Annotated in this window: 18 protein-coding genes, 1 pseudogene and 1 riboswitch; of the genes and pseudogenes, 11 read left to right on the top strand and 8 right to left on the bottom strand. The window is 71.2% G+C overall.

What is annotated here, in order from left to right; genetic code table 11:
- Positions 1–16: 16 nt before the first annotated feature.
- Positions 17–127, bottom strand: a pseudogene (locus ACIG5F_RS41290) (short-chain fatty acyl-CoA regulator family protein); the annotation flags it as partial.
- Between the two features lie 155 nt (positions 128–282).
- Positions 283–404, top strand: a riboswitch (cobalamin riboswitch).
- A 9-nt stretch (positions 405–413) separates the two neighbouring features.
- On the opposite strand from ACIG5F_RS41290, the gene ACIG5F_RS41285 reads away from it, so the two are divergent.
- Positions 414–1,319, top strand: coding sequence for a methylenetetrahydrofolate reductase (locus tag ACIG5F_RS41285; RefSeq protein WP_396525618.1), 906 nt, complete (start codon positions 414–416; stop codon positions 1,317–1,319).
- A 15-nt stretch (positions 1,320–1,334) separates the two neighbouring features.
- Here the strand turns inward: ACIG5F_RS41285 and ACIG5F_RS41280 are convergent, their stop codons facing one another.
- Complete coding sequence (locus ACIG5F_RS41280; RefSeq protein WP_396525616.1) at positions 1,335–2,198, bottom strand: RNA polymerase sigma-70 factor; 864 nt, start codon at positions 2,196–2,198, stop codon at positions 1,335–1,337.
- Between the two features lie 92 nt (positions 2,199–2,290).
- Complete coding sequence (locus ACIG5F_RS41275; protein WP_396525614.1) at positions 2,291–2,731, bottom strand: cupin domain-containing protein; 441 nt, start codon at positions 2,729–2,731, stop codon at positions 2,291–2,293.
- Positions 2,732–2,866: 135 nt separating this feature from the next.
- Between ACIG5F_RS41275 and ACIG5F_RS41270 the strand changes: the two genes are divergently transcribed.
- Positions 2,867–3,613: an SDR family oxidoreductase gene (locus ACIG5F_RS41270; RefSeq protein ID WP_396525612.1), complete on the top strand. Its 747-nt coding sequence runs from the start codon at positions 2,867–2,869 to the stop codon at positions 3,611–3,613.
- A 42-nt stretch (positions 3,614–3,655) separates the two neighbouring features.
- Here the strand turns inward: ACIG5F_RS41270 and ACIG5F_RS41265 are convergent, their stop codons facing one another.
- Positions 3,656–4,780, bottom strand: a complete 1,125-nt coding sequence (locus tag ACIG5F_RS41265; RefSeq protein ID WP_396525610.1) for a DUF3500 domain-containing protein — start codon at positions 4,778–4,780, stop codon at positions 3,656–3,658.
- A gap of 10 nt (positions 4,781–4,790) precedes the next feature.
- A complete protein-coding gene (locus tag ACIG5F_RS41260) occupies positions 4,791–5,987 on the bottom strand; it encodes an MFS transporter (protein WP_396525609.1) in 1,197 nt (398 codons plus the stop codon).
- 111 nt (positions 5,988–6,098) lie between these two features.
- Here ACIG5F_RS41260 and ACIG5F_RS41255 point away from each other — a divergent pair, with 111 nt between their 5' ends.
- From ACIG5F_RS41255 to ACIG5F_RS41225, 7 genes are read left to right on the top strand one after another with little or no spacing between them, the layout of a single operon-like run.
- A complete protein-coding gene (locus ACIG5F_RS41255) occupies positions 6,099–6,641 on the top strand; it encodes a TetR/AcrR family transcriptional regulator (RefSeq protein ID WP_396525607.1) in 543 nt (180 codons plus the stop codon).
- 47 nt (positions 6,642–6,688) lie between these two features.
- Positions 6,689–7,252: an RNA polymerase sigma factor gene (locus ACIG5F_RS41250; protein WP_396525605.1), complete on the top strand. Its 564-nt coding sequence runs from the start codon at positions 6,689–6,691 to the stop codon at positions 7,250–7,252.
- Positions 7,249–7,917 carry a ubiquinol-cytochrome c reductase iron-sulfur subunit gene (locus tag ACIG5F_RS41245; protein ID WP_396525603.1) on the top strand — a complete coding sequence of 223 codons (669 nt, stop codon included), beginning with the start codon at positions 7,249–7,251 and terminating at the stop codon, positions 7,915–7,917. The genes ACIG5F_RS41250 and ACIG5F_RS41245 overlap by 4 nt, the downstream gene beginning before the upstream one ends.
- 21 nt (positions 7,918–7,938) lie before the next feature.
- Complete coding sequence (locus ACIG5F_RS41240; protein ID WP_396525601.1) at positions 7,939–8,346, top strand: cupredoxin family copper-binding protein; 408 nt, start codon at positions 7,939–7,941, stop codon at positions 8,344–8,346.
- Positions 8,343–9,290, top strand: a complete 948-nt coding sequence (locus ACIG5F_RS41235; RefSeq protein ID WP_396525599.1) for a metallophosphoesterase family protein — start codon at positions 8,343–8,345, stop codon at positions 9,288–9,290. Before ACIG5F_RS41240 ends, ACIG5F_RS41235 begins: the two co-directional genes overlap by 4 nt.
- Entirely contained in the window at positions 9,287–9,661 is a 375-nt protein-coding gene (locus ACIG5F_RS41230; protein WP_396525597.1) for a hypothetical protein, read from the top strand. Before ACIG5F_RS41235 ends, ACIG5F_RS41230 begins: the two co-directional genes overlap by 4 nt.
- Positions 9,662–9,716: 55 nt before the next feature.
- Positions 9,717–9,887: a hypothetical protein gene (locus tag ACIG5F_RS41225; protein WP_396525595.1), complete on the top strand. Its 171-nt coding sequence runs from the start codon at positions 9,717–9,719 to the stop codon at positions 9,885–9,887.
- 4 nt (positions 9,888–9,891) lie between these two features.
- Here the strand turns inward: ACIG5F_RS41225 and ACIG5F_RS41220 are convergent, their stop codons facing one another.
- The 3 genes from ACIG5F_RS41220 to ACIG5F_RS41210 are packed head-to-tail and all read right to left on the bottom strand — an operon-like array spanning position 9,892 to position 12,099.
- Positions 9,892–10,992, bottom strand: a complete 1,101-nt coding sequence (locus ACIG5F_RS41220; protein WP_396525593.1) for a DUF4185 domain-containing protein — start codon at positions 10,990–10,992, stop codon at positions 9,892–9,894.
- Positions 10,993–11,052: 60 nt separating this feature from the next.
- Positions 11,053–11,523 (bottom strand): GNAT family N-acetyltransferase, encoded by a 471-nt coding sequence (locus tag ACIG5F_RS41215; RefSeq protein WP_396525591.1) that lies wholly within the window; start codon positions 11,521–11,523, stop codon positions 11,053–11,055.
- Positions 11,524–11,526: 3 nt separating this feature from the next.
- The gene (locus ACIG5F_RS41210) at positions 11,527–12,099 is read right to left on the bottom strand and encodes a TetR/AcrR family transcriptional regulator (RefSeq protein ID WP_396525589.1); all 573 of its coding nucleotides are present in this window, start codon (positions 12,097–12,099) and stop codon (positions 11,527–11,529) included.
- Positions 12,100–12,144: 45 nt separating this feature from the next.
- Here ACIG5F_RS41210 and ACIG5F_RS41205 point away from each other — a divergent pair, with 45 nt between their 5' ends.
- Together ACIG5F_RS41205 and ACIG5F_RS41200 are read left to right on the top strand one after the other, a co-directional pair.
- Entirely contained in the window at positions 12,145–13,005 is an 861-nt protein-coding gene (locus ACIG5F_RS41205; protein WP_396525587.1) for an alpha/beta fold hydrolase, read from the top strand.
- 32 nt (positions 13,006–13,037) lie between these two features.
- A complete protein-coding gene (locus ACIG5F_RS41200; RefSeq protein WP_396525585.1) occupies positions 13,038–13,451 on the top strand; it encodes a helix-turn-helix domain-containing protein in 414 nt (137 codons plus the stop codon).
- Positions 13,452–13,628 lie beyond the last annotated feature (177 nt).

The following is a 13,628-nucleotide window of genomic DNA, read 5'->3' as shown; positions in this document are numbered from 1 at the left end:
GTTAACACCGTTAACGCTAGCAGTCCGGGTACGGCACGAAGGTACTGCGGTTCTCGTTGGCGCGCAGCGGCCGGCCGATCTGCGGGGCGGCGCGCTGGGGGCACAGCGGCCGGTCGCAGGTGCGACTACCGCAACCCCGCCTACCGCAACCCCGCCGAGCTGCTGACGTCGTTCACCACCGGGGTGAACCTCAGCACGCCAGGCATCTGGCCTGAAAGATCTGGCTGTTTCCTCCGTTGTCGTTCCGAATGGCGGGCGTGTGCGGGACCCGCGGGGCCTCGGCCGGTATCGTCTGGCCGAGGCCCGCGGTGCAGGGAAGCCGGTGCGAATCCGGCACGGTCCCGCCACTGTGACCGGCTCCACGGGCCGGGAGTCAGACACCGGCCGCGGGCACGGCTGTGTTGTCCACGAGGATGGAGCTGACACGCGTGGAGTGCGCGCATGTGCTGGATCGCCTGAACGGGCCGGGGCCGGTGTTCTCGGTCGAGTTCTTCCCGCCCCGTGACGCCGCCGACGAGCAGCGGCTCTGGCTGGCGATCCGGCAGTTGGAGGGCCTGGACCCGGCGTTCATGTCGGTGACCTACGGGGCCGGCGGGTCGAGTCGGGACCGGACGATCCGCACCACCGGTCGGGTGGTGCAGGAGACGTCCCTGTTGCCGATGGCGCACCTGACCGCCGTCGACCACTCGGTCGCCGAGCTGCGCAACGTCATCGGCTGGTACGCGGCGGTGGGGGTGCGCAACATCCTGGCCGTGCGGGGCGACCCGCCCGGCGACCCGATGGGGGAGTGGGTCAAGCACCCGCAGGGGTTGACCTACGCCGAGGAACTGGTCTCGTTGGTGCGGGAGCTCGGCGACTTCTGTGTGGGAGTCTCGGCTTTCCCGTACGGGCATCCCCGCTCGGCCGACCTCGACACCGACACCGAGTACCTGGTGCGGAAGTTCCGGGCCGGCGCGGACTTCGCCATCGCGCAGCTGTTCTTCGAGGCCGAGGACTTCCTGCGGCTGCGGGACCGGATGGCCGCGCGGGGCTGCGACGCCCCGCTGTTGCCCGGGATTCTGCCGCTGACCACGGCTCGCACGCTGCACAAGACCGTGGAGCTGTCCGGCGCCCCAGTGCCGGCGTCGATCGCGCGGCGGCTCGAACCGCTGGTCGACGACCCGAAGGCCTTTCGGGCCGAGGGCATCGACGTGGTCACCGAACTGGCCCAGCGCCTGATCGACGAGGGCGTGCCGGGCGTGCACTTCTACACGTTCAACATGTCCAGGGCCACCACCGAGGTGGTCGGCCGGCTGGGCCTGCTGCCGGCCCGGGCCTGAGCCGACCGGCCGAGCTCACAGCGCGGTGAGCTTGGCCGGGTTCAGCACCCACATCACCTCGTCGATGCCCGCGGCCGATCCGGCCACGGCCAGCACGCCGATCGTCTCGCCGTTGCGTTGCAGCAGCACGGCATCCGCGCCGTTCAGGGCGGCCGGCACGGCCCGCACGTCGTCCCAGAAGTTGGTCGACCAGGCGCGCACCAGCTTGGCCACCGCGTCCGCGCCCCTGACCACGTGCTTCGTGGCCCGCACGACGCCGCCGCCGTCGGAGTAGCTGACGACGTCCGCGGCGAACAGCTCCTCCAGCGCCGACAGGTCCCCGGCCTGCGCCGCCTTGACGAAGGCGGTCAGCAGCCGCCGCTGCTCGTCCGGGTCGACCGGGGCCCGGCGCTCGGCCGCCAGATGCTTGCGGGCGCGGCTGACGTACTGCCGGGCGGTGGCCTCCGTGGTCTGCACGATCTCGGCGATCTGCTGGTACGGGTAGTCGAACGCCTCCCGCAGCACGTAGGCGGCGCGCTCGGTCGGCGTGAGCTTTTCCAGCAGCAGCAACACACCCAGTTCCAGCGCGGCCGCCCGCTCGGCGCCCAGCTGCGGGTCGGCCGATGTGTCGATCGGCTCCGGCAGCCACGGCCCGACGTAGCTCTCCCGCCGCGCGTAGGCCGTCTGGGTGGCGTTGATGGCCAGCCGGGTGGCGGTGGTGGCCAGGTAGGCCGCGGGGTTGCGCACCGCCGAGCGATCGCAGGTCTGCCAGCGGATCCAGACCTCCTGCACCAGATCCTCGGCGTCGGCGGCCGTGCCCAGCATGCGGTAGGCGATGCCGAACAGGCGGGGCCGCACCTCGGCGAAGACCGCGGCCGCGTCGTCGAGCGTCGTCTCCATGCTGTGTGGTCCCTTTCGACGGGGCTGGCGCGGTGCCTCCGCAGCGTACGCCAGCCCCGTCGCCCACCCAGCGCCCACGGACCCCGTTGGCATCATCCGTTGGGCTGAACGCCTGTCCTGCCAACGGAAACCGGCGCGCGGCGGTCCTTGCGCAGCGCCAGTTCCTCGGCGCTGACCGGCACCAGCATCGGCTGCCCGGGCACGCAGAACATGGTCACCACGAAGGCCGACTCGGCGTCGGCCAGGTGGTTGCCGTCCTGGTAGTGGATCACGTCGCCGCCCGGCTCCCAGAACGCCTCGCCCGCCTTGACCACCCGCGCCGGCTCGCCCTCCAGCTCGAAGACGATCTCGCCCTTGACCACGTAGCCGTAGGCCGGGCCGGAGTGGCGGTGCGGCGGCGCGCCGGGGCTGTCGGGCGGCAGCGTGACGAGAATGGTCATCGCCTCGGCCTGCGCGTGGATCTGGGGCGCGTTCGGCACGGTGGCCACCACGTCCAGCTGTGGCGGCGGTCCGGCGGCGTAGAAGTCGTCCACGGTGTGCTCCTCCGGTTCTCGGGTTGACGATCAGCTAGGACCGGGCCGGCCCCGGATGTGTGACAGCCGGGGTGTCACAAACCTGAGGGCTGCCCGGTCCTAGCTGGCGAGCCACCGCGAACACGGGGAGGAACCATGAAGATCGTCGTCATCGGGGGCACCGGCCTGATCGGCTCGGGCGTGGTGCGCCGGCTGACCGAGGCCGGCCACGAGGCCGTCGCCGCCGCGCCGAGCACCGGTGTGAACACGCTGACCGGCGAGGGGCTCAAGGAGGTGCTTCAGGACGCGAACGTGCTGGTCGACGTGTCCAACTCGCCGTCGTTCGCCGACGACGACGTGATGAGCTTCTTCACCACCTCGACCGGCAACCTGACCGAGGCCGCCCGGGAGGCCGGCGTCGGCCACTACGTGGCGCTGTCGATCATCGGCATCGACCGCTCGCCCGAGATCGGCTACTACCGGGCCAAGGTCGCCCAGGAAAGCGCCATCCGCGCGGCCGGGCTGCCGCACACCATCCTGCGGGCCACTCAGTTCTTCGAGTTCGCCGGGGCCATCGCCGACTCGTCCATGGTCGACGGCGCGGTCCGGCTGCCGGGGGTGGGCGTGCAGCCCATCGCCGCTGTTGACGTGTCAACAGCGGTCGCCGGCGCCGCCGCCGGGGACCCGGCCAACGGCATCGTCGAGATCGCCGGGCCGCAGTCGCACACCTTGGACGAGTGGGTGCGCCGGGTGCTGGCCTACCGGGGCGACCGGCGCCAGGTGATCACCGACCCGAACGCCCTGTTCTACGGCGGCGTGCCCGGACAGACCGTGCTGCTGCCCGGGCCGGACGCCCGGCTGGCGCGGACCAGCCTGGACGAGTGGCTGGCCGCCCAGCACTGACGGACTCGCGCGGGTGGCGTTCCTCCATGCGCCACCCGCGCCCTAACGGTGGTGGGCGGCGAGGTGGCGGGCCAGCACGTCGTCGCCGAAGTCGCCCTCCGGGTCCCGCCACACCGAGTGCACGTGGTTGACCTCGCGCTGCGTGTTGTCGTACTCGGCCAGCAATCGCGGACCTTGTAGCCGGTAGTAGTGCGGCTGGCCCGGCTCGACGCCGCCGGCCCAGGCGAAGTGCACGTCCAGCAGCTTGTCGCCGGCGAACTTGGCCGCCTCCCGCTCGGCCAGCTCGTCCGGGACCCGGCCCAGGAACACCATGAGCAGGGCTCGCAACTGGTCCTGCTGTTGTCGTGACAACTTGGCCGCCGGCACGCCCTTCGGGACGGTCGTCAGGCTCACGTCGTCGAGATGCTCCGGCCGCAGGCCGATGCCGGCCTCGGCGTTGCGCTGGATCTGCTCAACGGACTCGGCCAGGCGCGGCTCGGTGAACCGGCCGCGCCAGACGTCCGGCAGGCGCATCGCCGTGTCCCCGTGGGCGATCCGGGGCCGGTTGCCGCTGACGACGTCCACCGGCGGCGTCCGGCTGATGATCGTCTGCTTGAGCAGCTCCTCGTCGAACGAGCGCACCAGCTCCCGGCCCAGGTCCTCCACCGCCCCGAGCGGCCGGAGCAGGTGGCCGCCCAGCAGCGGCGAGGCCGCCGGGTCCGCGCCGAGGAAGCACGGCGTGCTGGCCTGAACTGTGCCGTTCAGCACAACGTGGTGCACCGACACGTGGTGCCCGCCGAACCGCCACGACCAGGGGCCCTCGTCCGACGGCTCGCCGAACACCCGCAGCCAGTACAGCTGCGGATCCCGCCCGCGCTCCCGGCCCCAGTCCACGCGCCAGCCCTCCAGGCCGTCGAGCACGTTCTCCAGGCCCATGATCGTCGACACCGTCACGAAGCCCGCCCGCGACAGTCCCGACGCCACCAGCCTCATCGCCAGCTGCTGCTGCGCCGGCCGCATCCGCGTCAGCGGCAGGCCCCCGTGGTCGGTCGGCGTGTAGTACCAGCGGCGCCGCTCCTCCTCCGCCGGCCACGGCCACGCCGCCGCCGCGCGCTGCTCGTCGTCCAGACTGTCCAGCCAGGCCCGGGCGGCGTCGACCATCCGCCCGGCCGGATTGCGGTCCGTCACAAGGAAGAACCTATCCCGCTGCCCGCCGCCAGGCGAGGCCGGCGGCCGTCGCGGCGACCACGCCGGCGGCGCCGGCCAAGCCGATGACGGCACCAGGATTGAGGACCTCGGCGAGCAGGCCGGCCAAGACGATGCCGATGCCCTGGGCGGACTGCATGGCGGCGCTGGCCAGGCCGATGGCCTGGCCTCGGGAGGCGTCGGGAACCCGTTGCACGAACGCGCCTTGGACGACCATGTCGTGGGCGCTGGCCAGGCCGGACAAGGCCCAGAGGGCGGCGGAGACGGCGAGTGCGGGGGCGGCCCAGGTGGGCACGAGGATGGCGCACGTGGCGACGGTCAGCGGGACCATCAGGCGCAACCGCAGGTCGGGGCGGAGGCTCTTGAGCCAGAGCATGCCGACGACCGAGCCGGCCGGCACGGCGGCCAGGAGCCAGCCGACCGCGCCGGTGCCGCCTCGTAGCTGCGCGGCGTAGGGCACGGCGAGTGACTCCGGCACGATGTAGAAGCCGTTGACGCAAGCGATTGCGACCAGGGCCCGCAGCTGCGGATCGCCGGCCACGAGCCGGAGACCGGCCCGCAGGTGCTTCTTGTGCGGGACGCCGGGCGGGCGGTGGCTGCGTACCCCGAGCCCGACCAGCAGCGCCGACAGCGCGAACGTCACGGCGTCGATCGCCAACGTCGTGGAGGTGCCCAGCAGGGTCACCAGCGTCGCCCCGGCCGCGATGCCGCCGACCAGGCTCAGCTGGTCCGTCGTGCGCATCACCGCCAGGCCCACCATGTACCGGTCGCCGCTGAGGATCGTCGGCAGCACCGCGTTGCGCGCGGAGGAGAAAGGCGTGAACGGCAGCTGCACCAGGCACAGCAGCACCACCAGCACCGCGATGGGCAGGCCCGGCACGACCATCAACGCCACCAAGGCCGCCCTGACGGCGTCGGCCACCACCATCACCGTGCGCCGGTCGAACCGGTCGGCCAGGCCCGACAGCCAGGTCCCGCCGACCAGGTTGGGCAGGATCGTCATCGCGTACGTCAACGCCGTCCACGCCGCCGAATGCGTCCGGTCGTACACCAGCACCGACAGCGCCACCCGGGCCAGCTGGTCCCCGACCCTCGACTGGGCGTGGGCCAGCCACAGCACCCGGAACTGGCCCACCGCGGCCACATCCCGGAATCTCGCCGCCCGCTCGGCGTCCGCACCCCGCGCCACGCCGACACCATCGCACGAAGTAGCCGCCCGGTCACGCAGAAGCATCTCCGTTACTCCACATGCGCCTCCGGTAGGATCCGGAGTTGGTTCCGGTTGTGGCGGAGGTGCGGGGTGGCGGAGCGCCGGAAGCTGCGGGCGGACGCGCAGCGCAACGAGGACCGGCTGCTGGTGGCGGCGGCGGAGGCGTTCGGGCGGGACGGGGCGAACGCGTCGGTGAAGGACATCGCCCGCGAGGCGGGGGTGGGCGTCGGCACGCTGTACCGGCGGTTCCCGTCCAAGGAACTGCTGATCGAGGCGACCTACCGCAACGAGGTGCGGCGGCTGTGCGACGCGGCGCCGGAGCTGGCGGAACGGATGCCGCCGGCGGAGGCGCTGCGAACCTGGATGGAGCGGTTCATCGACTTCATGGCGGCCAAGGACGGCATGGCCGACGTGCTGCGCGTGGTGCTGACCGACGAGGGCGAGCGGCTGGAGACCAGGGCGATGCTGGCGCGGGCGATCGACAGCCTGCTCACGGCGGACATGCGGCCCGAGGCGCACGCCGGCGACGTGCTGATGGCACTGGGCGGGATCAGCCTGATCGCGGCCAGCGAGGGCCGGCGCGACCTGGCGGCCCGGCTCATCGACCTGCTGCTGCACGGCGTGCTCGTGTAACCCCCTCGCCTATCCCCGTTCCGGGGTCGGGTGGAGGATGGTGGCGGGTGGGCGAACGGGCCGAGTCACGACACGAGCGCCAACGGGCGGAGCCGAGGGGGCTGCACCTGGTGGGCCAGGACGTCTATGCCGACTGGGAGGCGGTCTACCGGGACAACGTCGGCCGCATACACCGGCTGATGTACGCCAAGGTGGGCAACCGGCCGGACGCGGAGGACCTCACGACCGAGGTGTTCCTGACCGCGCTCAAGCCGCTGCGGGTCACGGCCAGCATCGGCGAGGTGCGGTCCTATCTGCTGGCCACCGCCCGCACGGTGCTGGCCGAGTACTGGCGGCGCACCCTCGGCCGGGAGGTCACCACCCTGGACGAGGAGCTCGGCATCTCCACTCCCGAGCCGACGCCGGAGAACCCGGCCGCGCCGGCGCGGGCGGCGGCGATCCTGGCCGCGCTGCCCGAGCGCTACCGTCGGATCCTGGAACTGCGTTTCCTCGGCGCGTGCTCGCTGCGCGAGGCGGCGGACGAGATGGGGGTTACGGTCGGCAACGCGAAGGTGCTGCAACACCGGGCCCTTCGCCAAGCCGCGACGGTGGCGGAAGGGATGCTGTCGTGAAGACTCCGGCGTGGCGCTATGTCGAGGACCTGCTGGCCGGGCGCAAGCCCCGGCCGTTCAAGGCTTCCGAGGACGAGGCCGCCGAGGTGCGGGTGGCGATCCTGCTGCGGTCCGAACAGGACGATGGCGAGCCGTCCGAGGAATTTGTCGCCGCCCTGCGGGACCGGCTGGCCGGGGAGCAGGATCGTCCGGCGGAGAAACCGCCGTCGGGCGGCAACCGGCGGCGGTTCGTGACGGCGGCGGCTGCCGCCGCGGCCGCGGCGGCAGCAGGGGCCGGCATCGATCACTTGCTGGTCGGGGCGACGGCGGCCGCGCCGCAGAAGCAGAACCTGGTGCCCGACAACGGGGAATGGCGGGCGGTGGTGGCCTCGGCCGATCTGCCCGACGGGAGCGTGCGGCCGTTCGATCTCGGGGCGGTGACGGGATTCCTGCGGCGCAGCGGGGGAGAGGTGTCGGCGGTGTCGGCGATCTGCACCCATCTCGGGTGCCGGCTGCGGCTGGATGCCCCGGAGCGCAAGCTGAACTGCCCGTGCCACCGAACCTCGTTCAATGTGGACGGAACGCTGGCCGAGCACGAGCTGCCGATCGCCCCGCCGCCGCTGCCGGACCTGCTCGTGCGGGAATCCAGCGGCCGGGTCGAGGTTTTCGTGCCCCCGCCGGCGTAACCCCGTCCCGTATCCCTGGGCATGAGGAAATCCCATGGGGCAAGGGGGATCGCGGTCCTCGGCCTGGCCGTGCTGGCCCTGACCGCGTGCAGCCCGGCGGCCTCGACTCCCGGCCCGTCGACGTCGATGAGCATGCCGACCGCCGCACAGTCCACTTCGGACCAGCCGGTGGCCACCAACACCGTGTCCATCAAGAACTTCGCATTCGACCCGCCGTCGATCACGGTCAAGGCCGGCGCCACGGTCACCTGGACCAACGCCGACCAGGACCCGCACACCGTGACCAGCAACGGCAAGTCCGGCCCGCTCAACTCCAAGCCGCTCAACCAGGGCGACACCTTCCAGTTCACCTTCACCCAGGCCGGCGCCTTCTCCTATCTCTGCACCATCCACCCGTTCATGACCGCGACCGTGACGGTGACGCCGTGAGCGACTCCACTGTGGACGAACACGGCATGACCAGACGGCAGCTGTTGCGGCACACCGCCTGGTTCGGCGCGGCCGTGGTGCTGACGGTGGCCGGAGGCGAGGTGATCAGCCACATCTCCGGCCCGGCCGAGGCGGCCGCGCCCGATCCCTTCGCCGATCCGCACGCGCTGCGGTTCGTGCAGGTCAGCGACAGTCACCTGGGCTTCAAGGGCACGGCCAACACCGCGGTCGAGGATTCCTTTCAGCACGCCGTCAACCAGGTCAACGGCCTGCCGTTCCGACCCGATTTCGTGATGCACACCGGGGATCTCACGCACCTGTCAACGCCGGCGCAGTTCGACCAGGTCAAGCAGATGATGAGCCACCTCAACACCGGCAAGACCCTGACCGTGCCCGGCGAGCACGACTCCGTGGACGACGCCGGCCAGAAGTACCGGGCCGCCTTCGGCGCGGGCACGGCCGGCGACGGCTGGTACAGCTTCGACCTGAAGGGCGTGCACTTTCTGGCCCTGGTCAACACGTTGAGCCTGGAGAAGCTCGGGCACCTGGGCGCGGACCAGTTGGAGTTCATCCGCAAGGACGTGGCCAAGCTGTCCGCGGACACGCCGATCGTGGTCTTCAGCCACATCCCCCTGTTCGAGATGTACCCGGCGTGGGGCTGGGGTACCGACGACGCCGTGCAGGCGCTGTCCTATCTACGCCGGTTCTCCTCGGTGACCTGCCTGAACGGACACGTGCACCAGCTGTTCACCAAGACCGAGGGCAACATCACCTTCCACAGCGCGACGACCACCGCCTATCCGCTGCCCAAGCCCGGCGACGGCCCCGCGCCGACGCCGGCCACGCTGCCGGCGGGCAAGCTGGCCGACGCGCTCGGCATCCGTGAAGTCGCCTACCGGCAAGGGAATCCGGGCCTGGCCGTGAAGGACGTGAAACTGGCATGAGGTACGCCACCGCGATTCTTCTGGCCGTGAGCGGCTACGTCCACGCCGACCTGTACCTGCACGGGTATCGGGTGATTCCCCTTGTCGGGCCGGCATTCCTGCTCCAGGCCAGCGGCTCGTTCGCCATCGCCGTGCTGCTGGTGTTCGGCAACAACCTGGTCCCGCGGCTGGCCGCCGCCGGGCTTGCGGCCGGTGCGCTGGCCGGTTTCGTTCTGTCCCGAACGGTCGGCATCGGCACGTTCGTCGAGCAGGGCTTCGACCCCGCGCCGCAGGCGCTGATCAGCGTGCTGGCCGAGGTCGCCGTGCTGGCGCTTCTCGTTGTGGCGTGGCGGATTCAGGCCAGCACAGCCGGGGCGAGGGCCACCAGCTGATCGATCCCGGTCGCGAAGTCGGCGCCCACCTCCTCCCGAGCGCCAGCGCCGCTGGATGCTGATGCTCAACGAGCTGCTGGCCGACTTCCTGGCCGCGCGCGGCCTGCACTGGGAGATCCACGTCGACAACACGCCGACCGACTTCTGGACCTACGACGGTGATCACGCCCACGCGTGGCTGCGTGACCAGGTCCGGGACGGTCGGCGGGCCGCGCTCGACAGCTGACCGGTCACACGCTGCCGACGTACTGGCTCATGTGGTACGCCGTGGAGCGGTTGTTCTGGTCCCGCGTCCACTTCGACACCATCAGGTGCAGGCCGTTGGCCTGGGCCGTCGACCATGGGTGGATGAAACCGCCGTACAGACCGGGTTCCTGCCACGGGAACACCTGGATCTTCTCGTCGGTCCACACCCGGTCCGGCCCGGCGGCGGTGCGGGTGACGATGCATCCGTTGGCGCAGTTGAGATACGCCATCACCCACGTGCCGTCGCCCAGCCTCCGCACCGAGGGCTCGCCGAACCGTCCGGTCAGGATCGGCGAGCACGGCCGGCCCCAGCCCCAGTTCGAGCCGTTCCACCCCCAACCCTCATAGGAATCCGGGTAGAACAGCCGCTGCCACGGCACCCGCCGCAGCATCATCGGTCCGTCCTGGCGGCCCGAGCGCACCGAGAACACGTACACGTAGTCCCCGTCCCGCTGCATGGTCCACATCTGGTACGGGTCGGTGTTGTCGTTGCTGTTCCACCACTTCAGGCTGGTGCGGATGAAGTCGTTGCCGTTGTCCGAGTACGCCAGGCCGGCGTAGTTGGACTTCCACTGTGGACCGTTCGGCCCAGCGGAATCCCAGTTCTGGATGCTCATGTACGAGATGAGCTGGCGGCCGGTCTCGGGAAAGGCGATGCCGTCGTTGGGAATCACCGTCACCTCCCACACGCCGTCGATGCCGACGCCCCGATGCCCGTTGACCATCAGCTCGGGCGCGCGCCCGTTGCCGGCGACCTTGGCCGCGCTGTCGAACACCACACCGCCGGGCGCGCCGGGATGGATGTTGGAGCGCAGCATCACCGGGGCGCGCCAGTCGATGCCGTCCTCCGGCCACGGCCCGCCGAAGGTGTCGCCGAACAGGTAGCCGATGGAGCCGTTCTCCAGCACGTACGGGATGCCGAGATCGGTGCCGGCCACCTGCCAGCGGCTGTTGGTGTCCAGGTCCGCCCCGGTCAACCGCTTCGACCAGGTCGCGGCCGAGGCGGTCGCCGAGCCGCCGAGCAGGGCCGACGCGGTCAGGCCGGTGACCGCCGCGCCGCGCAGAAACGTTCGCCGGTCAGGCATTCTTCCCCCAAGGTCGTAGACCCCCAGCCTATGAGGGCGGCTCGGTCCGGTCATCCGGCGTCAGGGGGAGTGACTCAGGTCCAGCCTCAGCACCGGCTCGCCGCCGTCGATCTCCCCGGTCGGCACGAACCCGTACTTGCGGTAGAACGGCCCGGGGCCGTCCTCGGCCGGGTGATGGCTGGTCAGCAGCTCCGTCGCGCCGTCGGCCCGAACCAGGCCGACGATCAGGTCCAGCACCGCGGTCCCGTAGCCGCGGCCCTGGAACCGGCCGTCGATCAGCAGCCGCCACAGGAAGTACGGCCCGAGGATGCCGGGCCGACCCGGTGGGACGTTCCAGCTCAGCATCACGAAGCCGACCGGCTCGTCGCCGTCGTACACCGCCCGGCACCACGGTTCGGCCTCGGGGATCTGTACCGCGTCGTTCAGTGACTTCGGCACCGACCCCACGAACCGCTCCTGGGACGGGCGCACCTTCAGCGCGCACACCGCGTCCCGGTTCTCGTCGGTGATCTCCACCAGCCGCACGCCCATGGCTCAGTTGAACACGTGGTCCAGCTGGGCGGCCATGACCTTTCGGGCGGTGGCGCTGGACTGCTGCCCGGTCACGACCACGAAGATCAGGCCCTCCAGCAGGGCGATGAGGCCGTCGGCGGCGAGGTCGGCGTCGGTGTCGGGGCGGGCCAGGCGGATCTGCTCGGCCAGCAACTCGCGGAGATCGGGCTGCCCGGCGCCGAGCCGGGCCAGGCTCTCGGGCCGCAGTTGCAGGCGGCGCATGAACACGGCGGCGGTCTCCGCCTCGTTCGGGCGGTCCCGGGGGACCAGCTCCATCATCACCGCGGTGACGAGCTGCCGGGGCGTGCGGGGCTCGGGCAGGGCGGCGACGACCCGGCGCAACTCGGCCCGCACGTCATCGACGATGATCTCCAGCGCGAACCGCAGCATCTCGTCCTTGCTGCGGAAATAGTGCTGCACCAGGCCCATCGACACGCCGGCCTCGGCGGCGACGCCGCGCAGGGTGATGGCCTCCCAGCCGTCGCGGCGGGTGATCCGCCACAGCGCGTCGGCGATCTCCCGCCGCCGCGCCTCGTGGTCCACGATCTTCGGCACCAGTTAACAATACGCTGCATTGCCAAACCGGTTACCATGCAGTGCATGGTAAAAACGACGACCAACGGGGACGTGGTCCTCGCCTATGAGACCTTCGGCACCGGAGGGCGGCCGATCCTGCTGCTGACCGGGGCCGCCGCGCAGATGGTGATGTGGCCGACGGCGTTCTGCGAAGCCTTGGCGGCCAAGGGTTTCCACGTGGCGCGCATGGACAACCGCGGCACCGGCCGGTCCCATGACCCGACCACCGCCCAGTTCACCCTGGACGACATCGCCGGCGACATCGCGGCCGTGTGCGACGCGCTGGGCTGGCCGAAGGCCTACCTGTTCGGCATGTCCGAGGGCGGGATCTTCGCGCAGGCCACCGCCGTGCGCCGGCCGGACCGCGTGCTCGGCCTGATCTCGATGGCGTCGACGCCGGTGCTGCGGCCGTGGATCAGCGGCCCCAACCTCCGGGCGGCGTGGCGGGTGTACCGGGTGATGAAGCGCGGCGCGACCAACCGTGACGAGCTGGGCCAACTCTGGGCGGACGTCTTCGCGATCGCCGGCTCGCCGCCGGTCGACGAGCAACTCTGGCGGGAGGTGGGCCGCCAGCACTTCGACCACGGTTTACGGCCCGAGGGCGACAAACGGCTGTTCAAGGCGGTGCTCAAGGCCGGGGACCGTCGCGGGGAGCTGAGGACCGTCACCGCGCCGACGTTGGTGCTGCACGGCGAGGCGGATCCGCTCACGCTGCCGAAGGCCGGCCGGGAGACGGCCAGGGCGATCCCGGGCGCGAAGCTGGTGACGTTCCCGGGCATGGGCCACGACCTCCCGCCGCAGCTGTGGACGCGGATCATCGAGGAGGTCGAGACCTTCGTCCGCGACGTGGCGGCGGTCACGGGCAGAGATCGACCGATTACTTGAATGTTCACGCGTCGGTTGCTACGAAGGAAGGCATGGCATCCACCGCCGTCCGCCCGCCCGCAGGCGCCTGGGAGGAGCACGCCATCCGGTCCCTGGCCGACGGCGTGGGCGCGAACGCGTGGGCCCGCCGGGCCCAGCTGGTGATGGCCGCCTGGCGCGGCGACTCGGTGACCTCGATCGCCACCAAGGCGGGATTGACACCACACACGGTCAAGCGCTGGCTGGCCCTGTTCGACACCCAGGGCGTGCCGGGCCTGATGGCGCAGCCGGGATCGGGCCGCCGCTCCCGGGTGAGCGACGGCGACCGCGACCGGATCGTCGCGGTCGCCCGCAACGGCCGGTGGACCCTGGAGTCGCTGACCGAGGCGGTCCGCGCCGAAGGCATCGACCTCGGCGCGGGCCAACTCCGAAAGATCCTCATCGCCGCCGGCGTCAACTGGCGCTAGACCGCACCCACACCCGCACCGGTCCAAGATCAAGGGACCGATCCTCTCGTTCAACGTCAGGAAGGGCCCCTTCATGACATCAAACAGTACTTTGTTAGGGAGGAAGGTTTCGTTGGCATAGCACGCAGGCCCCGGCCCAGCAGCGCAGGATGTCCTGGATGAGCAGGGCGGTCTGGC

This window comes from Kutzneria sp. NPDC052558 (assembly GCF_044547355.1).
GTDB lineage: Bacteria > Actinomycetota > Actinomycetes > Mycobacteriales > Pseudonocardiaceae > Kutzneria.
Note: the sequence above shows the minus strand (reverse complement) of the source record. Positions and strands in the feature narration are given on the sequence as shown.